Annotated in this window: 23 protein-coding genes; 11 read left to right on the top strand and 12 right to left on the bottom strand. The window is 60.9% G+C overall.

Annotated features, from left to right (window positions below; all coding sequences use genetic code 11):
* Positions 1–328 precede the first annotated feature (328 nt).
* The 7 genes from CPH89_RS22555 to CPH89_RS22525 all read right to left on the bottom strand — a co-directional run bounded on the left by CPH89_RS22555 (position 329) and on the right by CPH89_RS22525 (position 5,899).
* Positions 329–1,537: an amino acid deaminase gene (locus CPH89_RS22555; protein WP_053255675.1), complete on the bottom strand. Its 1,209-nt coding sequence runs from the start codon at positions 1,535–1,537 to the stop codon at positions 329–331.
* A gap of 9 nt (positions 1,538–1,546) precedes the next feature.
* Complete coding sequence (locus CPH89_RS22550) at positions 1,547–2,311, bottom strand: IclR family transcriptional regulator (RefSeq protein ID WP_053255674.1); 765 nt, start codon at positions 2,309–2,311, stop codon at positions 1,547–1,549.
* Positions 2,312–2,478: 167 nt separating this feature from the next.
* The gene (locus CPH89_RS22545) at positions 2,479–2,868 is read right to left on the bottom strand and encodes a RidA family protein (protein ID WP_053255673.1); all 390 of its coding nucleotides are present in this window, start codon (positions 2,866–2,868) and stop codon (positions 2,479–2,481) included.
* Positions 2,869–2,882: 14 nt separating this feature from the next.
* A complete protein-coding gene (locus CPH89_RS22540) occupies positions 2,883–3,665 on the bottom strand; it encodes an amino acid ABC transporter ATP-binding protein (RefSeq protein WP_053255672.1) in 783 nt (260 codons plus the stop codon).
* Positions 3,662–4,324 carry an amino acid ABC transporter permease gene (locus CPH89_RS22535; protein ID WP_053255671.1) on the bottom strand — a complete coding sequence of 221 codons (663 nt, stop codon included), beginning with the start codon at positions 4,322–4,324 and terminating at the stop codon, positions 3,662–3,664. The genes CPH89_RS22540 and CPH89_RS22535 overlap by 4 nt, the downstream gene beginning before the upstream one ends.
* Before the next feature lie 11 nt (positions 4,325–4,335).
* The gene (locus CPH89_RS22530; protein WP_053255670.1) at positions 4,336–4,998 is read right to left on the bottom strand and encodes an amino acid ABC transporter permease; all 663 of its coding nucleotides are present in this window, start codon (positions 4,996–4,998) and stop codon (positions 4,336–4,338) included.
* 52 nt (positions 4,999–5,050) lie between these two features.
* Complete coding sequence (locus CPH89_RS22525; RefSeq protein WP_053255669.1) at positions 5,051–5,899, bottom strand: transporter substrate-binding protein; 849 nt, start codon at positions 5,897–5,899, stop codon at positions 5,051–5,053.
* 334 nt (positions 5,900–6,233) lie between these two features.
* Here CPH89_RS22525 and CPH89_RS22520 point away from each other — a divergent pair, with 334 nt between their 5' ends.
* Entirely contained in the window at positions 6,234–6,482 is a 249-nt protein-coding gene (locus tag CPH89_RS22520; protein ID WP_053255668.1) for a hypothetical protein, read from the top strand.
* Between the two features lie 93 nt (positions 6,483–6,575).
* On the top strand, positions 6,576–6,908 hold the full coding sequence (locus CPH89_RS22515; protein ID WP_053255667.1) for a thioredoxin domain-containing protein: 333 nt from the start codon (positions 6,576–6,578) through the stop codon (positions 6,906–6,908).
* Here the strand turns inward: CPH89_RS22515 and CPH89_RS22510 are convergent.
* The 3 genes from CPH89_RS22510 to rpiB all read right to left on the bottom strand — a co-directional run bounded on the left by CPH89_RS22510 (position 6,889) and on the right by rpiB (position 10,333).
* Positions 6,889–8,454, bottom strand: coding sequence for a TerC family protein (locus CPH89_RS22510; RefSeq protein ID WP_053255666.1), 1,566 nt, complete (start codon positions 8,452–8,454; stop codon positions 6,889–6,891). The two genes, CPH89_RS22515 and CPH89_RS22510, sit on opposite strands and share 20 nt — an antisense overlap.
* A gap of 373 nt (positions 8,455–8,827) precedes the next feature.
* Complete coding sequence (locus tag CPH89_RS22505) at positions 8,828–9,808, bottom strand: sugar-binding transcriptional regulator (RefSeq protein ID WP_053255665.1); 981 nt, start codon at positions 9,806–9,808, stop codon at positions 8,828–8,830.
* A gap of 63 nt (positions 9,809–9,871) precedes the next feature.
* On the bottom strand, positions 9,872–10,333 hold the full coding sequence (gene rpiB, locus CPH89_RS22500; RefSeq protein WP_016969738.1) for a ribose 5-phosphate isomerase B: 462 nt from the start codon (positions 10,331–10,333) through the stop codon (positions 9,872–9,874).
* 283 nt (positions 10,334–10,616) lie between these two features.
* Here rpiB and CPH89_RS22495 point away from each other — a divergent pair, with 283 nt between their 5' ends.
* The 7 genes from CPH89_RS22495 (at position 10,617) to dhaL (ending at position 18,004) form a co-directional block, all read left to right on the top strand.
* Positions 10,617–12,104, top strand: a complete 1,488-nt coding sequence (locus tag CPH89_RS22495) for a sugar ABC transporter ATP-binding protein (protein WP_053255664.1) — start codon at positions 10,617–10,619, stop codon at positions 12,102–12,104.
* Positions 12,101–13,078: an ABC transporter permease gene (locus CPH89_RS22490; protein ID WP_053255663.1), complete on the top strand. Its 978-nt coding sequence runs from the start codon at positions 12,101–12,103 to the stop codon at positions 13,076–13,078. The genes CPH89_RS22495 and CPH89_RS22490 overlap by 4 nt, the downstream gene beginning before the upstream one ends.
* Positions 13,079–13,136: 58 nt before the next feature.
* Positions 13,137–14,144, top strand: coding sequence for a substrate-binding domain-containing protein (locus CPH89_RS22485; protein ID WP_053255662.1), 1,008 nt, complete (start codon positions 13,137–13,139; stop codon positions 14,142–14,144).
* A gap of 155 nt (positions 14,145–14,299) precedes the next feature.
* Positions 14,300–15,055, top strand: a complete 756-nt coding sequence (locus CPH89_RS22480) for an SDR family oxidoreductase (RefSeq protein ID WP_053255661.1) — start codon at positions 14,300–14,302, stop codon at positions 15,053–15,055.
* Between the two features lie 26 nt (positions 15,056–15,081).
* A complete protein-coding gene (locus CPH89_RS22475) occupies positions 15,082–16,197 on the top strand; it encodes an MDR/zinc-dependent alcohol dehydrogenase-like family protein (protein ID WP_053255660.1) in 1,116 nt (371 codons plus the stop codon).
* A 154-nt stretch (positions 16,198–16,351) separates the two neighbouring features.
* On the top strand, positions 16,352–17,353 hold the full coding sequence (locus CPH89_RS22470; protein ID WP_053255659.1) for a dihydroxyacetone kinase subunit DhaK: 1,002 nt from the start codon (positions 16,352–16,354) through the stop codon (positions 17,351–17,353).
* Positions 17,354–17,356: 3 nt separating this feature from the next.
* Positions 17,357–18,004: a dihydroxyacetone kinase subunit DhaL gene (gene dhaL, locus CPH89_RS22465; RefSeq protein WP_053255658.1), complete on the top strand. Its 648-nt coding sequence runs from the start codon at positions 17,357–17,359 to the stop codon at positions 18,002–18,004.
* On the opposite strand, the gene CPH89_RS22460 is transcribed toward dhaL, so the two are convergent.
* Positions 17,961–18,857 carry a LysR family transcriptional regulator gene (locus tag CPH89_RS22460; protein ID WP_053255657.1) on the bottom strand — a complete coding sequence of 299 codons (897 nt, stop codon included), beginning with the start codon at positions 18,855–18,857 and terminating at the stop codon, positions 17,961–17,963. The two genes, dhaL and CPH89_RS22460, sit on opposite strands and share 44 nt — an antisense overlap.
* Before the next feature lie 150 nt (positions 18,858–19,007).
* On the opposite strand from CPH89_RS22460, the gene CPH89_RS22455 reads away from it, so the two are divergent.
* Positions 19,008–20,543 (top strand): MFS transporter, encoded by a 1,536-nt coding sequence (locus CPH89_RS22455; protein ID WP_053255656.1) that lies wholly within the window; start codon positions 19,008–19,010, stop codon positions 20,541–20,543.
* A 114-nt stretch (positions 20,544–20,657) separates the two neighbouring features.
* On the opposite strand, the gene sohB is transcribed toward CPH89_RS22455, so the two are convergent.
* A complete protein-coding gene (gene sohB, locus CPH89_RS22450; protein ID WP_053255655.1) occupies positions 20,658–21,683 on the bottom strand; it encodes a protease SohB in 1,026 nt (341 codons plus the stop codon).
* 194 nt (positions 21,684–21,877) lie between these two features.
* Here sohB and CPH89_RS22445 point away from each other — a divergent pair, with 194 nt between their 5' ends.
* Positions 21,878–22,588 carry a histidine phosphatase family protein gene (locus CPH89_RS22445; RefSeq protein WP_053255654.1) on the top strand — a complete coding sequence of 237 codons (711 nt, stop codon included), beginning with the start codon at positions 21,878–21,880 and terminating at the stop codon, positions 22,586–22,588.
* Positions 22,589–22,624 lie beyond the last annotated feature (36 nt).

Below are 22,624 nucleotides of genomic sequence, written 5' to 3'. Positions count from 1 at the left end.
CTCCTTCGCGAGCAAGCCCGCTCCCACAGTTGACTGCATGCCTTCAGATACAACGCGGTCAATGTGGGAGCTGGCGTGCCTGCGATGGCCGCTAATCTCTGGTGTGGCTGATGGCTCCTTCGCGAGCAAGCCTGCTCCCACAGTTGACTGCATGCCTTCAGATACAACGCGGTCAATGTGGGAGCTGGCTTGCCTGCGATGGCCCCTAACCTCTGGTGTGGCTGATGGCCCCTTCGCGAGCAAGCCCGCTCCCACGGTTGACTGCATGCCTTCAGATACAACGCGGTCAATGTGGGAGCTGGCTTGCCTGCGATGGCCGCGACTCGGTCTAGAAGCAGGTCTGCAGCGACTCGATCACCTGCAACTGCTCATCCACCAGGCAGCCCACTTGCCACTTGTCGAAGGTCAGGCACGGGTGCGAGGTGCCGAAGGACATGATGTCGCCGATACGCAGCTCAACCCCTGGTGCCACGCGCATGAACGCGTGCTGGTCCATCACTGCGGTGACTTTGCAGGCGCTCACGTCATCGCCTTCGGCCGGCAGGATACCGGCCTTGTAGCGCTTGAGCGGCACCGGCAACCCGGCGTCGTAGGCCACGTCGCGCTTGCCCAGGGCAATCACCGCAAAGCCGGGTTCGGGCAACGATTGCACGTGCGCCCAGACTTCCAGCGCAGGGCGCAGGCCTTCATTGAGGTCGCTGCGACGGTCGAGCACGCAGCATTGCGCGTCTTTGTAGATACCGTGGTCGTGGGCCACATAGCTGCCGGGGCGCAGCACGCTGAGGAAACGGCCGGCGGCGTTTTGCGTCTCGAAGGACTCGGCGATCAGGTCGTACCAGGCCGAACCCGATGCGGTAATGATGGGCTTGGGCAGGTCGAAAGCGCCATTGTTTTGCAGGTCCACGGCCAATCGCACCAGGCTGGCGGCGAACTCGCGGATGCCACTGATAGCGTGTTCGCCGTGGATGACACCTTCGTAGCCTTCGATGCCGGTAAGGGCCAGGGCCGGCTGGGCCTTGATCGCCTTGGCGAGCTCACGCACTTCCTGCTCGCTGCGGCAACCGCAACGGCCGCCGACCACGCCGTACTCGATCATCACGTTCAGGCGCAGCCCACGGGCGGCGAAGAACAGGCCCAGGTCGGCGACGTTGTCCGGGTGGTCGACCATGCAGTGGAAGTCGAAATCAGGATCGGCCAACAGGTCGGCAATCAACGCCATGTTCGGCGCGCCGACCAGTTGGTTGGCCATCAACACGCGGCGCACGCCACCGGCATAGGCGCCACGGGTCTGCACCGCATTGGCCAGGGTAATGCCCCAGGCGCCTTGGGCGAGCTGGCGCTGGAACAGTGCGGGCATCATGCTGGTTTTGCCGTGGGGCGCGAGTTCTGCGCCGCTGTTGCTGACAAACGCTTGCATCCAGCGAATGTTGTGTTCCAGGGCGTCACGGTGCAGCACCAGGGCCGGCAGGCTGACGTCGCGGACCAAGTGGGCGCCAATCGCGGCGGCGCCTTTTTCAACGGCGTTGAAGGCAGACATGGAAAACTCCTATTCGTTGATGCGGCGGGCCAGGTTGTTGGCGCTGTCGATCAACACCCGGCGATAGTCGTTGTAATTTTTAATCGCGTCGGCCCGTGGGGCGACGATGCACAAGGTCGCAATGCTGATGCCTTGCGCGTCGCGAACCGGGGCAGCGAAGCAATGGGTAAAGGTGTCGGCCACGCTGTCGAAGGAGAAGAACCCATCGAGCGTGGCCTGGCGGATCTGCGCCAGGAAGGTGTCCAGCGCCAGGCGCTGGCCGTCCGGCAGGATGAAATCGTCGTCGTCGATCAGGTCGATGATTTGCTGGTCGCTCAAGTGCCCCAGCAACAGGCGCCCGGAGGCGGTCCACGGAATTGGCGCGTTTTCGCCGATGTCCGACGAAATACGGAAATGCCGCTCACCTTCGCGCATCAGCGCCACCGTGTATTTGCGCCCGTTGAGCAGGCACATCTGTGCGGTTTCGTGGGTTTGGCTGACGATTTCCTGCAAGGCGTGGTCGGCCTCGCGGGTCAAGTCGAAATGGCGCAGGTGCGCCTGGCCGAGGAAGTACAACTGGCGGCCGAGGTAGACGTGGCCGTCCTTGCCCACCGTTTCCAGAATGCGCCGTTCCAGCAGCGACGCGACCAACTCATAGACGGTGGATTTGGGGCTGCCGATGCCGCTGGCAATATCATTCGGGCGCAGGGGCTGGCCGATTTCCTTGAGAAAATCGAGGATATCAAAAGCACGGTCCAGGCCTTTGGCGCGGCGTTTGATGGTGTCTTCGGTCATGGCAGTAATCGGTCCGGTCAAATGTGGGTGCTGCACAGTGATCCCCTGTGGGAACGGGCTTGCCCGTGATTGCGGTGGGTCAGTGCCAGATGGGCTGGCTGACACGCCGTCATCGCGGGCAAGCCCGCTCCCACATGGGATCTCCTATGGCTTCAAGCATGGGGCATTTAGCCTTTTTTCTTGTAGGCCACGCAATCAATCTCGACCTTGCAGTCCACCATCATGTTGGCCTGCACACAGGCGCGCGCCGGGGCGTGTTCCGGGGTGAAGTATTCGCCGAAGACCTTGTTGAAACTCCAGAAGTCCCGTGGGTCTTCCAGCCACACACCCACGCGCACCACGTCTTTGAGTTCGTAGCCAGCCTCTTCCAGAATCGCCACCACATTGCGCAGGGTCTGGCGGGTCTGCTCAATGATGCCGCCGTTGATGATTTCACCGTCCACCGCTGGCACCTGGCCCGAGACGTAGAGCCAGCCGTCCGCTTCCACCGCACGGGCGAAAGGACGTGGCTGGCCACCGCCGGCGGTGCTGCCGGTGCCGTAACGAGTAATGGTCATAACGTTGCTCCTGATTAAAAACGAATGTTCTTCAAAAATTCCGCCAGGCGCGGCGATTGCGGACGCTCGAAGATGTCCTTCGAGGTGCCCTGCTCTTCAATACGGCCCTGGTTCATGAATACGATCTTGTCCGACACTTCATAGGCAAAACGCATTTCGTGGGTGACCAGCAACATGGTCATGCCCTCCTCCGCCAGGCCCTTGATCACGCTCAGCACCTCGCCAACCAGTTCCGGGTCGAGGGCCGAGGTGACTTCGTCGAACAGCATCAAGCTGGGGTTCATGGCGATTGCACGAGCAATCGCCACACGCTGTTGCTGGCCGCCGGACAATTGCCCGGGGAAGTGGTTGCGCCGCTCCAGCAGGCCGACACGGTCGAGCCATTTTTCGGCCAGGGCCACGGCTTCGTCCTTGCCCATTTTCTTCACCTTGAGCAGGCCCAGAGTGACGTTTTGCAACGCGGTCAGGTGCGGAAACAGGTTGAACTGCTGGAACGCCATGCCGGTCATCGCGCGGTGCTGGGCAATCACCCGCTCAGGGTGACGCACACGCTTGCCGGCGATTTCGCTGTAGCCGATCGACTCGCCATCCAGGGTGATCTGGCCGCCCTGGAATTCTTCGAGCAAGTTGACGCAACGCAGCAGCGTGGTCTTGCCCGAGCCGCTGGAGCCGATCAAGGTCACCACGTTGCCGCGCTGCATGGACAGGTCGACGCCTTTGAGCACTTCCACCTGACCGTATTGTTTGCGCAGGCCACGAATGTTCAGCAGCGGTGAGGGGGTATGTGGTTGGTTCATGGCAAGGCCACCCGCTTTTCAATGTAGCGCCCGAATAATTCGATGGCGTAGTTGATGACAAAGAACAGAAACCCGGCGAACAGGTAGAACTCCAGAGTCATGAACGTACGCGCGATCACTTGCTGGGTGCTCAGCAGTAACTCAGCCACGCCAATCACCGAGAGCAAGGTCGAAGCCTTGACGATTTCCGTGGAGGAATTGACCCAGGTCGGCAGGATCTGGCGCAGCGCCTGAGGCAACAGCACGTAACCCAGGGACTGGTAGAACGTCAGGCCAATCGCCTTGCCCGCTTCCAGTTGCCCACGGGGGATGGCTTGCAACGCGCCGCGCACGATTTCCGAGACGTGCGAGCCGCAGAACAACGTCAGCCCGACCGCCCCGGCCTGGAACGCGGTGATCTGCCAACCGAGCGCCGGCAGCATGTAGAAACACGCCAGCACCAACACAAACACAGGCGTGCCACGGATCAGGTCCACGTACAGACGAAACGGCGCACGCATCCAGAATTTGCCGTAGGTCAGGATCAACCCCGCGAAGATACCGATCAGCGTGCCAAAGATAATCGCCAGCACCGAGCAATAAATACTGGTCTGAAACCCCGCCCAAAGGGTATCCCGGGCGATCCACAACTCATGCAGCCAGCTGGGGGACTCGTACATGGAAACCCTCCTTAACGACGGATCGCCAGACGCTGTTCCAGGTAACGGAGCAGCATGGCGATGAAATAACAGGCGGCCACGTAGAGCGCGGTCGTGACCATCCAGGTTTCAATCACCCGGTAGCTTTCGACGTTGATCTTGCGGGCGTAATAGGTCAGCTCCGGCACCGCGATAGCGGCGGCCAACGAGGTGTCCTTGAACAGCGAAATAAAGTTGTTCGACAACGCTGGCAACACGTTGCGCAGCATCACCGGCACGGTGATGTAGGCACGAATGCGCCACTCGCCCAGGCCAATGGCCAAGCCGGCTTCACGCAAGCCCTTGGGAATATTCAACAGCCCGGCACGGAACACTTCGGTCAGGTAGGCACCGGCATACAGCGACAGGGTGATGATGAAGGACGGGATTTTGTCGAGACGAACCCCCAGCGACGGCAGGGCAAAGTAGATCAACAGGATCAGCACGAGGATCGGCGTATTGCGGATCACCGTCACGTACACCGAGGCGAAGACGCGCAACGCCCGGTGCCTGGACAGCATGGCAAATGCCATCATCAAGCCGATCACACAGCCAATCGCGATCGACAGCAATGCCAGCTCAAGGCCCAGACCGAGCCCCGCCAGCAAGCTGGGGAAATCACGCCACACGGCGGCAAAGTTCAACTGATAGTTCATGGTCGGCAGTACCTGAAGCGGGGCGCAACACACTGCGCCCCCGGTTTACACATCACTTGAATTCAACAGGGAAACCAATCGCAGGCTCTGGCAGGTCCACACCGAACCACTGCTTGAACGACGCTTTGTAGGTCGGGAATTCCACGCCGGTCATGGCCTCATGCAACGCCGTGTTGACGAAGTTCAGCCAGTCCTGGTCGCCACGCTTGACGGCGCACGCGTAGGTTTGCGGGCTCCAGGCGTAGGTCGGGCTGCGGTAGCGGCCCGGGTTCTGCACCATCAGGTACTTGACCGAGGATTGGTCGGTGGCGGCAGCATCGGCGCGACCGGAGTTCACGGCCTGGTACATCAGGTCAACGCTGTCGTACTGATCGACCTTGGCTTTGGGCAGCGCCTGGTGCACCAGCTCTTCGGCGTAGACGTTTTGCAGCACGGCCACGGTGACGCTGTCGCCTGCGGCTTGCAGGTCTTCGATTTCTTTGTATTTGCTGTTGTTCGGCAGCAGCAGGCCCACGCCTTCGCGGTAGTACGGCAAGGTAAAGGCAACCTGCTGGGCACGGCTGGCGGTGACGGTGATGAACTGGCAACTCATGTCGACCTTGTTGGTCAGCAGGTTGGGAATGCGTGCGTCGGACGACTGCACCACAAATTCGACCTTGCTTGGATCGTTGAACAATCCTTTGGCCACGATGCGGCCGATGTCGATATCAAAACCTTGCAACTTGCCATCCGCTCCCTGGAAGTGCCACGGCGCATTGGTACTGCCTGTACCCACGATGAGATGCCCACGCTTGAGCACATCATCGAGCTTGCTGTCCGCCGCATGCACGACGCTTGCGAGGGAAGCCGATGCGGCGAAGAGAAAAACACACGCTTTAAACACGGAAGGTCGGTGATGCATGACAAGCACTCCAGGAGTTGTGTATTCCGCTATACCGGAACTTAGTATGTAACAACGGAATAGACAGCAGAAAGTGTGCCACACGCAGTAACAGAAAAATATGCCGAGGATAAATTCGTTATAAATCAGAAAGATAATTTCTGATGAGCTGTACAGCGGGATGCCATCATGCGCAATCAGATTGCTACCCAAGGCCCCACACCACCGTGACAGGCCCCAACCGGGTGCACCACCACAGTGTTACCGCGCACCCTTGCGGCGCGGGCGCACCCTGCAAAAATCTCCAGGCTGGACTAGCCTTGGCACATCCAAGCCAACACGGACGACCTCTGCGATGAAGCTCAGCCTCACTCTGGTTTTGCTGTCATGCCTAGCAGCCGGCAGCGCCTCGGCGGCTAACGACCGCCGCGAATGCACGGAACAACTGCGCAAACTCAAGGAAGCTTTCAATACCAACTACACCAGCCAGAACCACCATGACTATCGGCGGGCAAAGGCGTCCAGGGACAATGAGGAATACCAGAAATGCGCGAATCAGGCGCGCAAGGCCCGGGAACGCATGGAGCGCACCGACGATGCGTGAGCGGCGTCACCTGTGAAGGTTGACAGTAGACGGTGGTGATCTCGCGATTTAGCGTACCCGCAACCATTCGGCCGGGCTCGCAAGGAGATCATCATGGGCGTTGCAAAAACGGTTATTCACGCGCACAACGAATACCAACGAATCCTGAATGAACACCCGCTGGTTATTGTGTTGTTCACGTCCCCCTACTGTCAGGCGTGCTTAGGGGCTGACCTGCGCTTTAATCGCATCGCCGACAAATACGCCGGGCGTGTAAAAAGCATGCTCCTGGACACCACCCAAACCCCGCCGATTGACGGGGTTAGCGGCACCCCAACGCTGGTGGTCTACAAAAATGCCCTTGAGGTCGAAAATCTCAAGGGCATCGGTGCCCCCCATGAACAGGAAGCGGTCCTGGAAGACGTGTTTAAAGACTACGCGCCCTAGGCGTCAGCAGCACTTGCGTCACCCGCCGCTCTTCCACCGCCGCCACGGTCAGGCGCCAGCCTTCATGCTCAAGGCTGTCACCGACCATCGGCAGGCGATCCAGCAGGCTCATCACCAAGCCTGCCAGGGTCTGATAATCCTCGGTGGCAAGCGCATTGAAACCGGTACGCTGACGAACCCGATTGAGGTTCAAGGCGCCATTAACGCGAAACCCCTCGCCCTCCTCGACACTATCCGGCCCCTCGATTTCGCTGGCGTCCGGCAACTCACCGGCGATCGACTCGAGAATGTCGGTCATGCTCAATACGCCCATGAAATCCCCGAATTCGTTGATCACGAAGGCGATGTGGGTCGACTCCTGGCGCATCTGTTCCAGGGCGTTGAGGATCGAAAAGCTCTCCAGCAGGTTGATCGCCCGTCGCGCCAGGTGCTCCAGGTTCGGCTCGTTGCCCGCCAGGTATTCCTTGAGCAATTCTTTTTTGTGCACGAAACCCAGCGGCTCATCCACCGCGCCGTTACGGATCAACGGCAGGCGCGAGTAGGACGAATGCATCAGTGTGCGGCGGATCGTCTCGGAATCGTCCGCCAGATCGATGCAGTCCACCTTGGCCCGTGGCGTCATCAAGGTGCGGATCGGCCGCTCGGCCAGTTGCAGCACGCCACTGATCATCACGCGCTCGCGGCGATCAAACAGCGGACCCTGGGTTGCATCCGGTTCGCCCAGCAAGTCGGCGACGTCGTCACCCACCTCTTCCACCGCCAGGCTTCGGCCGCCGAGCAAGCGCATCACCGCATGAGCGGTACGCTCACGCACCGGCAACACGCCTTGCGCCGACTTCTTGCGACGGGCACGGGCAATCTGGTTGAACAGCTCGATCAGAATCGAGAAACCAATCGCCGCGTACAGGTAGCCCTTGGGAATATGGAAGCCCAGGCCTTCGGCGGTCAGCGCGAAACCAATCATCATCAAAAAGCCCAGGCACAACATGATGACCGTCGGGTGCGCGTTGACGAAACGGGTCAGCGGCTTGCTCGCCACGATCATCAGGCCGATGGACACGATCACCGCGATCATCATCACGGCCAGCTCATCCACCATGCCCACGGCGGTAATCACCGCGTCGAGGGAGAACACCGCGTCGAGCACCACGATCTGCGCTACGATCGGCCAGAACATGGCGTAAGCCACATTGCCCGTGCGCTGCGCCACGTGGCCTTCAAGGCGCTCGTGCAACTCCATGGTGGCCTTGAACAACAGGAACACACCACCAAACAACATGATCAGGTCACGGCCAGAGAAGCTCTTGTCGAACACCTCGAACAGCGGCTGCGTGAGCGTCACCAACCAGGAAATACTCGCCAGCAGGCCCAGACGCATCAGCAACGCCAGCGACAAACCGATCAACCGCGCGCGGTCGCGCTGCTCCGGCGGTAACTTGTCCGCCAGGATCGCGATAAACACCAAGTTGTCGATGCCCAGCACCAGTTCCAGCACAATCAAGGTCAACAGGCCGAGCCAGGCCGTTGGATCCGCTAACCATTCCATTTAATAGAGTCTCTTTAAAGGTTTCAGAACGCCGGACACGGCAAAGCGCGGTCAGTGGACCGGGACAAGGTTAGCAGTCGGAATACGGGGTGCTTCAGCGGGAACAGCGACAGCGGATGTCTTGGGGAAAGACGACTGGGAGGCTCCGAGAGGGTGTTCATGCAGGTCCTGCAATAAGAAAAGGACTTGAATCGTACAGGCGAAACCCAAACTTCCTACAACGCAAAATTATTACAAAATCTGTCCCCAAGCACACACAAAACCAATGTGGGAGCGGGCTTGCTCGCGAATGCGGAAGTTCAGTCAATCCATATGTCGACTGACACACCGCCTTTGCGAGCAAGCCCGCTCCCACATTTTGACCTGCGCAATATCAGGTTTTGCGTGTCGCATCATCCAGCGCCAGGATGGTGTGGGCATTCGTTACCGTGGTCGCCAACGTATTGATCACCCCCGAGCGCAACGCGCCAAGCGTTGCCGCTGCCTTGGTGTTCTCACTGGCAATCGCCACCACATCCGGGATGCGGAACAACTCCTGCACCGTCAGCCCGATCACCCGGCCTTGAATTGCGTTGACCGCCGGCTGGCCGTGGATGTCGATAAAGTCATACCCCATCATGTCGCCCACGGTGCCGGACAAGCGCGCCTGCGCGATCTCCTGCGGCGAGAACCAGCCCATGCGCACCATGTTGCTGTTCTCGCTCATGTCGCCAATGCCAATCAGCGCAATGTCCGCGCGCCGGGCGCGATCCAGGGTCGAGCGCACGGTGTCGTTGTTGATCAACACGCCGCGTAACTCGGGGTTCGCCACCAACGCCGGGGCGTACAGGCTTTCGCTCTCGCCACCAAAACGCAGGGCCAGGCGTCGGCAAATATGATCGGGGTTCATGTATTCGCCAGCCTTGAGCGAACCGCCGATGGCGCAGACAAACGTGCAATTGCGCGTCACCGGCAAAAACACGTTATCCGCCACGGCACCGACGTTACGGCCCATGCCCACGGCGACAATCATGCCGTCGCTGAGCGTCTTGTTCAGGTAATTCGCCACCAGGCTGGCGACAGCCGAGCGCTGGGTGTCGGGGTCGCTGTGGTCGACCGCAATCAAAGCGCGGTCCAGCTTGAAGCGCTCCACCAATGCCCGCTCCAGCTCGTTGTTCATCGCCGGGTGCTGCAACACGCGCACCTCGACAATCCCTTCATCGCGCGCACGTTTGAGCAAGCGGCTGACTTTCGCCCGCGACAGGTCGAAGCGTTTGGCGATGGCTTCCTGAGTGACGTTCTCAAGGTAATAGAGCATCGCCACTTCGGTCATCTGATCGATATCGCTGGCAATGCGCTGGGTACTGTCACTCATGGGGACGGGCTTCCGTTTCGGCGTCAAAGGCGCATTCTCCCGACTCTTGCCCCGTTACGTCCACTACTGATGCCCATCGCGCTCGATCGCATTGATCCGCTCGACCTTGGCCCCTGAACGCGCGGCCTCGAACTCCGACTCCAGGAACGACTTGACGATACTTTTGGCCAATTCGGCACCGATCACCCGCGCGCCGATCGACAGGATTTGCGCATCGTTGCTCTTGCGCGCGCGCTCCGCCGAATAGGTGTCATGGGCCTGGGCCGCACGAATGCCCAGCACCTTGTTGGCCGAGATCGCCATGCCGATCCCGGTGCCGCATACCAGCACACCCAGGCGTTGCTGCCCGGCATTGATGGCGGTAGCCACCGCCAGGGCGATGTCCGGGTACAGCACCGGCGCCGTGGAATGCGTGCCGAAGTCGGTCACCGGATAACCCAACGCCTCGATATGGCGCTTCAACAGCTCTTTGAGCTCAAAACCCGCTTCATCGCATCCGATAGCCACCGGGAAAGGTGTGTTCATGGCATCTGGCTCCACTGCCGAGAAGGCACTTAAGATCGATCAAATGATCAGTCACTGAAATTTCTATCAGTCATTTCTCAGGCAATAAGCCCTTTCTGTCAAGTGAGTTTTAACTGACTCGCCAGTCAAAGCCCTATTACAGGGCACTATTAATACTCATGGTGGGATTCATAGGTTTTAAGTGAAAGAGATTGACTGATCAGAATTTCATTTGGTACACATATGATCACAGCGAAACATGACTGTGCGACCTAATAAGAATTCACAGCACGAGGACACGCCGATGGCCACGCCATTACTGCTCCAGGCTGAACACGTCGCCAAGGCTTACGCCGGGGTGCCTGCCCTGCGTGACGGGCGCCTCTCTCTACGGGCCGGCAGCGTGCATGCGTTGTGTGGCGGCAATGGCGCCGGCAAGTCGACGTTCCTGAGCATCCTGATGGGCATTACCCAACGCGACGCCGGCAGCATTGCGCTCAACGGCGCCCCGGTTCAGTTCAGCCGCCCCAGTGAAGCCCTGGCAGCGGGGATCGCGATGATCACCCAGGAACTGGAACCCATCCCCTACATGACCGTCGCCGAAAATATCTGGCTGGGCCGCGAACCGCGCCACGCCGGCTGCATCGTCGACAGCAAGACCCTCAACCGCCGCACCCGCGAGCTGCTCGAAAGCCTGGAGTTCGACGTCGACGCCACCCGCCCCATGCACCGCCTGAGCGTGGCGCAGATCCAGTTGGTGGAAATCGCCAAGGCGTTCAGCCACGACTGCCAGGTGATGATCATGGACGAACCCACCTCGGCCATCGGCGAGCACGAGGCGCAAACCCTGTTCAAAGCCATCCGCCGTCTCACCGCGCGCGGCGCCGGCATCATCTATGTGTCGCATCGCCTGAGCGAACTGGCACAGATCGCCGATGACTACAGCATCTTTCGCGATGGCGCCTTTGTCGAAAGCGGACGCATGGCCGATATCGACCGCAACCACCTGGTGCGGGGCATCGTCGGCCAGGAGCTGACGCGCATTGACCACAAGGTCGGCCGCGAATGTGCGCCCACGACCTGCCTGCAAGTTGACAACCTGAGCCGCAACGGCGAATTCCACGACATCAGCCTGCAACTGCGCCAGGGTGAAATCCTCGGCATTTACGGCCTGATGGGGTCGGGGCGCAGCGAATTCCTCAACTGCATCTACGGCCTGACGGTTGCGGATTCCGGCAGCGTGACCCTGCAAGGCAAGCCCATGCCGATCGGCTTGCCCAAAGCCACGATCAACGCCGGCATGTCGCTGGTCACCGAGGACCGCAAAGACAGCGGCCTGGTGCTCACCGGCAGCATTCTTTCCAACATTGCGCTGTCGGCCTACAAACGCCTGTCGCGCTGGTCGCTGATCAATGCGCGCAAGGAAACCCAACTGGCCCAGGACATGGTCAAGCGCCTGCAGATCAAAACCACCTCCCTGGAACTGCCGGTGGCCTCCATGAGCGGTGGCAATCAGCAAAAAGTGGTGCTCGCCAAATGCCTGTCGACCGAACCGGTGTGCCTGTTATGCGATGAACCGACCCGGGGCATTGATGAAGGTGCCAAGCAGGAGATTTACCACCTGCTCGACCAGTTCGTGCGCGCCGGTGGCGCCGCCATTGTGGTGTCGTCCGAAGCCCCTGAGCTGCTGCACCTGAGTGATCGCATCGCCGTATTCAAGGGCGGCCGGCTGGTGACTATCAGCACCGACACCGCCCTTTCCCAGGAAGCCTTGTTGAGTCTTGCCTCATGAACGCCAAAACCATCGCTGCCCCCATGACTGCCGCGCCGCGCAATCGACTGCGTTTATCCCTCGACCGCTTCGGCCTGCCGCTGGTGTTTATCCTGCTGTGCGTGGTGATGGCGTTTTCCAGCGAATATTTCATGACCTGGCGCAACTGGATGGACATCCTGCGCCAGACCTCGATCAACGGCATCCTCGCCGTGGGCATGACCTACGTGATCCTGACCAAGGGCATCGACTTGTCGGTGGGCTCGATCCTGGCCTTCGCCGGGCTGTGCAGCGCAATGGTCGCGACTCAAGGCTACGGCCTGCTGGCGGCCGTCAGTGCCGGGATGTTTGCCGGGGCCATGCTCGGCGTGGTCAACGGCTTTATGGTCGCCAACCTGTCGATCCCGCCATTCGTGGCCACCCTCGGCATGCTCAGCATCGCGCGGGGCATGACCTTCATTCTCAACGATGGCAGCCCCATCACGGACCTGCCCGACGCCTACCTGGCGCTGGGCATTGGCAAGGTCGGGCCGATTGGCGTGCCCATCGTCATCTTCGCCGTGGTCGCGCTGATCTTCTGGATGGTGCTGCGCTACACCACTTACGGCCGCTATGTGTACGCCGTGGGCGGCAATGAAAAGAGCGCACGCACCTCCGGCATCGGCGTGCGCAAGGTGATGTTTTCGGTGTACGTGGTGTCCGGCCTGCTCGCCGGGTTAGCCGGCGTGGTGTTGTCGGCCCGCACCACTTCCGCCCTGCCCCAGGCCGGGGTTTCCTATGAGCTGGATGCGATTGCCGCAGTGGTTATCGGCGGCACCAGCTTGTCGGGCGGCACCGGCAGCATTGTCGGCACGCTGTTTGGTGCGTTGTTGATCGGCGTGATCAACAACGGGCTGAACCTGCTCGGCGTGTCGTCCTATTACCAGCAGGTCGCCAAGGGCCTGATCATCGTGTTCGCCGTGCTGATCGACGTGTGGCGCAAGAAAAAACGCTAATCGCTTTCCCTCCCAACAATGAACTGAACGACCTACAACAATAAGCGGAGTTCTCACCATGAAACCTGGAATGACGTTGGCCGCCGTTGCGGCTCTCTCCCTGCTCGCCAGCAGTATTGCCCTGGCCGCCGATGGCAAGACCTACAAAGTCGGCGCCGCCGTGTACGGCCTCAAGGGCCAGTTCATGCAGAACTGGGTCCGCGAGCTGAAGGAACACCCGGCGGTCAAGGACGGCACCGTGCAGTTGACCGTGTTCGACGGCAACTACGACGCCCTGACCCAAAACAACCAGATCGAAAACATGGTCACCCAGCACTACGACGCCATCCTGTTCGTGCCCATCGACACCAAGGCCGGCGTAGGCACGGTAAAACAAGCCATGAGCAACGACGTGGTCGTCATCGCCTCCAATACGAAAGTAGCCGATGCCGCCGTGCCTTATGTGGGTAACGACGATGTGGAAGGCGGGCGCCTGCAAGCCCAGGCCATGGTCGACAAACTTAACGGCCGCGGCAACGTCGTGATCATCCAGGGCCCGATTGGCCAGTCGGCGCAGATCGACCGGGAAAAAGGCGAACTGGAAGTGCTGGGCAAACACCCCGACATCAAGATCATCGAGAAAAAAACGGCCAACTGGGACCGCGCCCAGGCCCTCACCCTCACCGAAGACTGGCTGAACGCGCACCCCAAAGGCATTAACGGTGTGATCGCCCAGAACGACGACATGGCCCTCGGTGCCGTGCAGGCGCTGAAATCCCATGGATTGTCATCCAAAGACGTGCCGGTGACCTCGATCGACGGCATGCCGGATGCGATCCAGGCGGCGAAGAAAGACGAAGTCACGACCTTCCTGCAAGACGCCCAGGCCCAGTCTCAAGGCGCACTGGACGTGGCATTGCGCGCACTCGCCGGCAAGGACTACAAGCCGCAATCGGTGATCTGGGAACGCTATGCCAAGGACGTGAAATGGGCCGACGGCACCGCCAAGAACTACATCCTGCCGTGGGTGCCGGTGACCAATGCGAACGCGGATGCGCTGTACAAACAGGTCAGCGGCGGTAAGTAACGGTTTCGACCTGTGAATGCATTCCAACTGTGGGAGCGGGCTTGCTCGCGAAGGCGGTGTGTCAGTCAGCACATCCGTCAGCTGATCCACCGCTTTCGCGAGCAAGCCCGCTCCCACATTGGATCTCCACCGTTTTCAAAAATGGAGTTAATCGTATGTCTGGATTCTGGAACCAAGCCTTCGACCTCACCGGCCGTTGCGCGGTGATTACCGGTGGCGCCGCCGGCATCGGCCTGGCCTGCGCCAGCCTGCTGGCGGAACGCGGAGCACGCGTGGCGTTACTGGACCGTGACCCGGCCGTGGTGGCCGTCGCCGCACGCCTGGGCGCCGAGCATCTGGGCATTGCCGTCGATCTGGGTCAGATCGGCCAGATACAACCCACCATCGTCCACGTATTCGAACACTTTCAGCGCCTGGATTACCTGATCAACAGCGCCGGCATCGTGCTGCTCGACAAGGCCGTCGATGTCAGCGAAAGCGCCTGGGACAGCACCCTGGACATCAACCTCAAAGCCAGCTTCTTCGTGGCCCAGGCCTGCGCCCGACACATGCTCGCCAACGGCGGCGGGCGCATCGTCAACCTCGCCTCCCAGGCCGCCGTGATCGGCCTGGACCGCCACGTCGCCTACTGCGCCAGCAAGGCCGCCATCGTCGGCATGACCAAGGTGTTGGCCATGGAATGGGCGCCGCAGATCAACGTCAACGCCATCTCCCCGACCATTGTCGAGACCGCCCTGGGCAAGAAAGCCTGGGCCGGTGAAGTGGGTGAAAAGGCCAAATTGCAGATCCCGGCCGGCCGTTTTGCCCAGCCGGAAGAGATCGCCGGGCTGGCGCTGTACCTGCTCAGCGATGCCGCGCAGATGATCACCGGCGCCAACATGGTGATCGACGGCGGCTACAGCATTCAGTAATTCATTTTTTGTCGTGAGGTTTTGTCATGTCCACCGTCACCGAACGCACAGCTGAACAGCTCTCCCCCAGCATCCCGAAAACCATGCAGGCCGTGGTCTGCCATGGCCCGGAAGACTATCGACTGGAAACCGTCGATGTGCCCACGCCCGGCCCCGATGAGATCCTCACCAAGGTCGAGCTGTGCGGCATTTGCATGGGTGACATCAAGACGTATCGCGGCGCGCCATCGTTCTGGGGCGATGCCGAACAGCCGCGCTACGTGAAACCGCCAATGATTCCCGGGCATGAGTTCGTCTGTCGCGTGGTTGCCCTGGGCCCAGGCGCCGAGAAGCGTGGGGTAAAGGTGGGCGACCGGGTGATCTCCGAGCAGATCGTGCCGTGCTGGGGCTGCCGCTTCTGCAATCACGGCCAGTACTGGATGTGCCAGAAACACGACCTTTATGGCTTCCAGAACAACGTGCAGGGCGCCATGGCCCAGTACATGATTTTCACCAAGGAAGGCATCATCCACAAAGTGCCGGAATCCATCGCCCCCGATGAAGCGATCCTGATCGAACCGCTGGCCTGCTCGCTGCATGCCGCCGAGCGCGCCAATGTCGACCATGACGACGTGGTGGTGGTAGCCGGCGCCGGCACCCTGGGCCTCGGCATCATCGGCGCCGTGCGCCTGCGCAACCCGAAAAAGCTGATCGTGCTGGACATGAAACCCGAACGCGCCGCCCTCGCCCTGCGCATGGGCGCCGACGAAGTATGGAACCCGGCCGACGTCGACGTCATGGCAAAGATCCGCGCGATCACCGACGGTTATGGCTGCGACATTTATATCGAAGCCACCGGGCATCACAAGGCGGTGAACCAGGGCCTGGCGATGCTGCGCAAGCTGGCGCGCTTCGTCGAGTTCAGCGTATTTAATGACGAGGCCACGGTAGATTGGTCGATCATCGGCGACCGCAAGGAACTGGACATCCTGGGTTCGCACCTGGGGCCGTACATGTACCCGCGCGCCATCGACTTTATTGGCAACCGCAAAATCGACATGCGCGACGTGGTGACCCACAAATTCGCCCTGGCGGATTTCAAGGAAGCGTTTGCGGTGATGGAGCGCGGGGACAAATCGCTCAAGGTGGTATTGGAACCTTAAGAACGCCACCTATAAAACTGTGGGAGCGGGCTTGCTCGCGAAAGCGGAGTGCCAGGCAACACATGCATCAACTGAACCACCGCTTTCGCGAGCAAGCCCGCTCCCACATTGAATTGTTGTTGCCCCCAAGAACAAGAACACAGGAACCCGCGTTATGAATCGAGTCATCAACGATCCGGACCACGTGGTCGAGGACATGTTGCACGGCATTCTGGTCGCCCACCCCGAACTGCGCCAATACGAGAGCAACCCTCGGGTCATCGTCAAAGCCAGGCCATCGGGGCAAGGCCGGGTTGGCATCGTGACCGGCGGCGGCTCGGGCCATGAGCCGGCGTTTCTGGGCTACGTCGGCCCCGGCCTGGTGGACGCCGTGGCCGTCGGCGAGATTTTCTCCTCGCCCACCGCCAAAAGCTTTTTCGACGCGTTCCGCGCCGCCGACCATGGCGCTGGCGTAGCCTGCCTGTACGGCAACTATGCCGGCGACAACATGAACGTGAAGCTGGCAATGAAAATGGCCGCCAGCAAAGACATGCGCATCCGTACCGTGGTCGCCAACGACGATGTGGCCTCCGCCCCCAAGGCCGATATCGCCAAGCGGCGCGGCGTCGCCGGGGAGATCTTCATGTGGAAGATCGGCGGTGCGGCAGCGGCCCAGCATTACGACCTCGATGGCGTGATTCGCGTCGCCCAGAAAACCGTCGATCACTGCCGCTCAATTGGCATCGGCCTCACCCCGTGCACCATTGCGGCGGTGGGCAAGCCAAACTTCCAGATCCCCGACGGCCAGATGGAACTGGGCATCGGCCATCACGGCGAACCGGGCATTGAAGTTGTGCCCATCGAGCCCGCCGCCGCCATGGCCGAACGCATGCTCGCACCGATCCTGGCTGACCGTGATTTCAGCCACGATGACAGCGTGGTGGTGCTGGTCTCGGGCCTGGGCGCCACACCGGTGATGGAGCTGTACATTTTTTACGCCGAGGTCGAGCGACAGCTCAAGGCCAAGGGCTTGAAGATTCACCGTTGCTACGTGGGCAATTACTTCACCTCCCTGGAGATGATGGGCGTCACCCTCACCCTGCTCGGCCTCGACGCCGAGCTGAAAACCTTGATCGACCAACCGTGCCGCTCCATCGGCATGACCCAGGCGGAGTGAACCATGAGCCAGCATTTTTCCACCCGCGACGGCAGCGCTATCGTCGCCGACCTGGTCAGCGTGATCGTGGCCAACCGTGAATACCTCAGCGAAGTCGACGGCGCGATTGGCGACGGCGACCACGGCATCAATATGGCCAAGGGTTTCGCCCACTGCGGCCGCATGATCGAAGGCCGCCAACTGACATTGGCCCAAGCCCTGGATGAGCTGACCCTGAGCCTGATGGAAGGCATCGGCGGCTCCATGGGGCCGTTGTATGGCAGCCTGTTTATCGGCATGGCCGACGAAGTGCGCAGCAGCGAGGCTATCGACGCCGCCACCTTTGCTCGTTTGCTGCGCGGCGGTTTGACCTCGCTGCAGGACATCACCGAAGCGGGCGTGGGTGACAAGTGTTTGATGGACACGCTGATCCCGGCGGTTGAAGCCTTCGAACGTGCGCAGGCACAAGGCGCGGGTTTCAGCGCTGCGCTGGAGGCGATGAAAGCCGCCGCGTCCCAAGGCCGCGATTCAACCAAAGACCTGGTGGCCAAAATCGGCCGGGCCAGCCGTTTGGGCGAGCGCTCCCTCGGCGTACTGGATGCCGGCGCCGTGTCGTGCTGCCTGATCCTCACGCGCCTGGCGGACTCGGTGCAGCCGCGACTGAGCGTTTGACTTGTTGGATATACCGCGCCACTGCCGGCGCTTGCTCAAAGCGCCGGTAAATCAACGACAGCCAGGACGCCGCCTCGCAGCCATGGAGAGTGCGGTAGACCACGCCCGGCAAGCTCACATGCCCGACCATCGACGCCGGCACCACCGCCACGCCCTGCCCTAGCGACACCAACGCCACCACCGCGACCAAGCCGCCCGGTTGCGGCCCGAGACGCGGCGCATAACCACCCTGCGCCGCGACGTGCAACGTGCCGCTGATTTGCTCCGGCAAGATAAAGGTTTCGTTTTGCAGGTGTTCACAACCAATCGCCTTGAGCCTCAGCAGCCAGGAATCCTGCGGCAGCGCCAGCACGAAACCTTCACTGTCGAGGCGCACCGCCTCTACCCCATCGGGCAGCGTCATTGGCGAGCGGATGTAGCCGATGTCATAGCGCCCGTCTGCCACCGCCGTCGGCAATGTGGCCATCGCGCATTCGCGCACATTCACGCTCACCTCCGGAAACGCCTGGCTGAACGCCTGCATTTGCCGCTGCAGCAGCCCGGTGTATACCGCCGAGGCCACGTAGCCCAGTTCGACATGCCCGATCTCCCCACGGCCGGCGCGCTGGGCGCTGCGCTGGGCAAACTCGAACTGGCGCACCGTGGCTTGCGCCTCGGTCAGTAACGCCGCGCCCGCTTCGGTGAGGCTGACTTCGCGCTGCTGACGGATAAACAGACGCGTGCCCAACGCAGTTTCCATGTCCTGGATCTGACGGCTCAAGGTGGGCGGCGCGATACCCAATTGCTCGGCGGCGCGGGTGAAGTTGCGCTGGCGGGCGACCGCCAGGAAGTAGCGGAAATGGCGGATTTCCATCGCAGGATTAGCTCAAAGGTAATGAAGTGCTTCAGCCCAGCTAACAACGCAAGCAAGTGCCAGGGATAAGCTCACGAAACATCAACACTAGAGAGCCCTTGCGATGTACGTCAACTGTCTTTTCCGTATTGCCTGTAAGGTAATTCAGCCATGAACCGGGTCAGCCCACGCTTGACGCTGCTCACCGCTTGCGGCGTTTGTTCGCTGATCGTGCTCGACACTAATATCGTCGCCGTGACGCTACCGAGCATCGCGCGCGACCTGGGCGCCAACTTCGCCGATATCGAGTGGGTGGTCAGCGCCTATATGCTCGCGTTCGCCGCACTGCTGTTACCGGCCGGCAGCATCGCCGACCGCTTTGGGCGCAAGAAGACCCTGGTCTGGGGCTTGAGCGTTTTCATCCTGGCGTCCATCGGTTGTGGCGTCGCGCCGAATGCAGTGTTTCTGGACATTGCCCGCGCCGTCAAAGGTGTCGGCGCAGCCTTACTGCTGACTTCGGCCCTGGCCGCCATCGGCCATACCTTTCACGATGACGTGGAGCGTGCCAAAGCCTGGGCGTTCTGGGGCGCGTGCATGGGCGTGGCAATGACCGCCGCGCCGACATTGGGCGGGCTGATTACCCAATACCTGGGCTGGCGTTGGATTTTCTACCTCAACCTGCCCGTCGGCCTGGGCTTGATGGCGCTGGTGCTGCGTGCGATTCCAGAGTCCCGCGATACCCAGTCAGCACGCCTTGATCCGTGGGGCAGCCTGGCATTCAGTGCCAGCCTGTTGTGCCTGATCTGGGGGCTGATCGAGGCCAACCGCATCGGTTGGGACAGCCCGTTAACCTCTGCGCGCCTGATCGGCGGGGCTGTGTTGCTGGGGGTGTTTGTGCTGGTCGAACGCGCGCAACAACGGCCCATGGTCGACCTGCAACTGTTGCGACACCCACGGTTTATCGGCGCCTTGCTCGGGATGTTCGCCTATGCCGGCTGCGCCCAGGTGATGATGACGTTGCTGCCGTTCTACCTGCAAAACGGCCTGGGCTTCTCGGCCATTGCTTCGGGCCTGGGCATGTTGCCGTTTGCCCTGACCATGCTGATCTGCCCACGCATCGGTGCACGCCTGGCGGTGCGCTTTGCGCCCGCGACGATGATGGCCGCGGGGTTGACCCTGGTCGGCGGCGGCAACCTGTTGAGCGCCTGGGCGGTCAATGTTGGCGGCTACCTGCCCTTCGCGTTGGCGATTGCCGTCACGGGCGCCGGGGCCGGCCTGCTCAATGGCGATACGCAGAAAAACATCATGGCCTGCGTACCACGCGACCGGGCGGGGATGGCGTCAGGCATCAGCACCACCATGCGCTTCAGCGCAATCATGTTGGCCATTGGTGTGTATGGGGCATTACTGAGCAGCCACAGTGAGCAGTTGCTGCGCGCGCGTATCGACACACAATGGCAGGCCCAGGCGGCGGGTATCGCTTCGCGGGTCGTGGCCGGGGATATGCCGGCGGCGATGGGCTTGTTGCCGCAGGCGGCACGGGACGTCGTGCAGCCGCTGGCGCGGCAGGCGTTTGTGGGTGGGTTCAGCACGGTGTTGTGGGTGGCGGGATTGTTGGGGCTGCTGGGGGCGTTGGTGGTGGGGATGTTGATGCGAAAACCAATTCCCTCAGTACAACAACAGTCTTCCAGACTGACTCAGAACTAAATGTGGGAGCGGGCTTGCCCGCGATGGCGGCGGGTCAGTCGGTAGATGTATCGACTGGGACATCGCTATCGCGGGCAAGCCCGCTCCCACATTGGGATCGGCTACATTCTGGATTTACCAGAAGCGCTGCTGGGTCAACCGGCTCCACCACGTCAACAGCACACGGTCTACCGAGCCACTGGCCGCCAGGCCGACTCGCTCCTGCAGGCTTTTACGCTCGGCATAGTGCAGGTGGAACACCTCGGCGGTCTTGGCCTTGGTGGCCAGGTACTCGTCGCTGGTTTGCAGTTCGTCGACCAGTTGTTTGTCGAGGGCAGCAACACCCAGCCACACTTCACCAGTCGCGACGTCATCGATTGCCAGCTGTGGGCGATAGCGCGACACGAAGTTCTTGAACAACTGATGCGTGATATCCAGGTCTTCCTGGAATTTCTCGCGGCCCTTCTCGGTGTTTTCGCCAAACACGGTGAGGGTGCGTTTGTATTCACCGGCGGTCAGCACTTCGAAGTCGATGTCGTGCTTTTTCAGCAGGCGATTAACGTTAGGCAACTGCGCCACCACGCCAATGGAGCCGAGGATGGCGAACGGCGCGCTGATGATCTTCTCACCGATGCACGCCATCATATAGCCGCCGCTGGCCGCAACCTTGTCGATGCACACGGTCAACGGCACGCCGGCCTGACGGATACGCGCCAGTTGCGAAGAGGCCAAGCCGTAGCTGTGTACCATGCCGCCGCCGCTTTCGAGGCGCAGCACCACTTCGTCCTTGGGCGTGGCCAGGCTCAGCAGCGCGGTGATTTCATGGCGCAGGCTCTCGGTGGCCGAAGCTTTGATGTCGCCGTCAAAATCCAGCACGAACACCCGTGGCTTGGCCTCGGGTTTCTGCTTGCCTTTCTTCTTTTCGGTTTTGCTTTCGGACTTGCGCAGGGCCTTGAGCTGGTCCTTGTCGAGCAGGCTCGACTCCAGGCGCTCACGCAGGCCTTTATAGAAGTCATTGAGCTTGCTGACCTGCAATTGGCCGGCGGATTTGCGACGCCCCTTGCTGCGCAACGCCGCGAAGCTGATCAATACCACCAGAATAGCGACCACCAAAGTGACGGTCTTCGCCAGAAAACTCGCGTATTCGGCCAGAAAATCCATGTGACTCCTTACAAGTTGCAGTGCGCCGGGCGCGGATGGTCTCAGCATACCGATGGCACTGCCTTCGGACCAGTGCTCAAACCGCCAGCAGCGGCCCTCTAACGCGCTTTTAAAACAAGCGTATGTTTTTTCATTGACAGCTCGCGGGCATCCTCATAACCTCGCCAGACTTTCAACGTACCGGGAAAACGGACGTGGGCAGCATTTATTTGATTCGACATGGCCAGGCCTCCTTCGGTGCAGACGACTATGACGTCCTGTCGCCCGTCGGCGTGGAACAAGCGCAAGTGCTCGGTCGCCACCTGGCGGACCTGGGCATTACGTTTGACCGCTGTGTCTCGGGTGACCTGCGTCGCCAGCAACACACCGCCACTGCCGCATTCGATCAATACAGCGCCCTCGGCCACCCCATTCCACCGCTGGAAATCGACACCGCCTTCAACGAATTCGACGGTGAAGCGATCATCCGCGCCCTGCTGCCTGACTTGCTCGCCAGCGAGCCCCACGCTGTGGACGTGCTGCGCAACGGCGCGCAGAACCGCAGCGAATTCCAACGCATCTTCGCACTGATCATCGAGCGCTGGCTGGCCGGCACCTATGATCCACCCGGGCTGGAGAGCTGGCTGGGGTTTGTCGAACGTGTACAAGGTGGCCTGCAACGCATTCTTGAAGCGGCCGATAACACGCACAAGATCGCCGTGTTTACCTCCGGCGGCACCATCACTGCCCTGCTCCACCTGATTACCCGGATGCCTGCCGCCCAGGCCTTCGAATTGAACTGGCAAATTGTTAACACTTCGCTCAACCACCTGAAATTCCGTGGTCGCGAGGTGGCACTGGCTTCCTTCAACAGTCATACCCACTTGCAACTGTTGAAGGCGCCGCAGCTCATCACTTTCCGATGAATTGCGGCCAACCGTGACCCCAAGGTCACTGGACTC

It is taken from the genome of Pseudomonas fluorescens (assembly GCF_900215245.1).
Lineage (GTDB): Bacteria > Pseudomonadota > Gammaproteobacteria > Pseudomonadales > Pseudomonadaceae > Aquipseudomonas > Aquipseudomonas fluorescens.
This window is presented reverse-complemented; position numbering and strand designations above follow the sequence as displayed.

Excerpts from the sequence above, each read along its gene's own strand:
- CPH89_RS22510 (WP_053255666.1), bottom strand. The coding sequence starts at position 8,454 with ATGGAATGGTTAGCGGATCCAACGGCCTGGCTCGGCCTGTTGACCTTG.
- rpiB (WP_016969738.1), bottom strand. The coding sequence starts at position 10,333 with ATGAACACACCTTTCCCGGTGGCTATCGGATGCGATGAAGCGGGTTTT.
- CPH89_RS22525 (WP_053255669.1), bottom strand. The coding sequence starts at position 5,899 with ATGCATCACCGACCTTCCGTGTTTAAAGCGTGTGTTTTTCTCTTCGCC.
- CPH89_RS22490 (WP_053255663.1), top strand. The coding sequence starts at position 12,101 with ATGAACGCCAAAACCATCGCTGCCCCCATGACTGCCGCGCCGCGCAAT.
- CPH89_RS22535 (WP_053255671.1), bottom strand. The coding sequence starts at position 4,324 with ATGTACGAGTCCCCCAGCTGGCTGCATGAGTTGTGGATCGCCCGGGAT.
- CPH89_RS22455 (WP_053255656.1), top strand. The coding sequence starts at position 19,008 with ATGAACCGGGTCAGCCCACGCTTGACGCTGCTCACCGCTTGCGGCGTT.
- dhaL (WP_053255658.1), top strand. The coding sequence starts at position 17,357 with ATGAGCCAGCATTTTTCCACCCGCGACGGCAGCGCTATCGTCGCCGAC.
- CPH89_RS22545 (WP_053255673.1), bottom strand. The coding sequence starts at position 2,868 with ATGACCATTACTCGTTACGGCACCGGCAGCACCGCCGGCGGTGGCCAG.
- CPH89_RS22505 (WP_053255665.1), bottom strand. The coding sequence starts at position 9,808 with ATGAGTGACAGTACCCAGCGCATTGCCAGCGATATCGATCAGATGACC.
- CPH89_RS22495 (WP_053255664.1), top strand. The coding sequence starts at position 10,617 with ATGGCCACGCCATTACTGCTCCAGGCTGAACACGTCGCCAAGGCTTAC.
- CPH89_RS22555 (WP_053255675.1), bottom strand. The coding sequence starts at position 1,537 with ATGTCTGCCTTCAACGCCGTTGAAAAAGGCGCCGCCGCGATTGGCGCC.
- CPH89_RS22550 (WP_053255674.1), bottom strand. The coding sequence starts at position 2,311 with ATGACCGAAGACACCATCAAACGCCGCGCCAAAGGCCTGGACCGTGCT.
- CPH89_RS22530 (WP_053255670.1), bottom strand. The coding sequence starts at position 4,998 with ATGAACTATCAGTTGAACTTTGCCGCCGTGTGGCGTGATTTCCCCAGC.
- CPH89_RS22470 (WP_053255659.1), top strand. The coding sequence starts at position 16,352 with ATGAATCGAGTCATCAACGATCCGGACCACGTGGTCGAGGACATGTTG.
- CPH89_RS22520 (WP_053255668.1), top strand. The coding sequence starts at position 6,234 with ATGAAGCTCAGCCTCACTCTGGTTTTGCTGTCATGCCTAGCAGCCGGC.
- CPH89_RS22515 (WP_053255667.1), top strand. The coding sequence starts at position 6,576 with ATGGGCGTTGCAAAAACGGTTATTCACGCGCACAACGAATACCAACGA.
- CPH89_RS22485 (WP_053255662.1), top strand. The coding sequence starts at position 13,137 with ATGAAACCTGGAATGACGTTGGCCGCCGTTGCGGCTCTCTCCCTGCTC.
- CPH89_RS22475 (WP_053255660.1), top strand. The coding sequence starts at position 15,082 with ATGTCCACCGTCACCGAACGCACAGCTGAACAGCTCTCCCCCAGCATC.
- CPH89_RS22540 (WP_053255672.1), bottom strand. The coding sequence starts at position 3,665 with ATGAACCAACCACATACCCCCTCACCGCTGCTGAACATTCGTGGCCTG.
- CPH89_RS22460 (WP_053255657.1), bottom strand. The coding sequence starts at position 18,857 with ATGGAAATCCGCCATTTCCGCTACTTCCTGGCGGTCGCCCGCCAGCGC.
- sohB (WP_053255655.1), bottom strand. The coding sequence starts at position 21,683 with ATGGATTTTCTGGCCGAATACGCGAGTTTTCTGGCGAAGACCGTCACT.
- CPH89_RS22480 (WP_053255661.1), top strand. The coding sequence starts at position 14,300 with ATGTCTGGATTCTGGAACCAAGCCTTCGACCTCACCGGCCGTTGCGCG.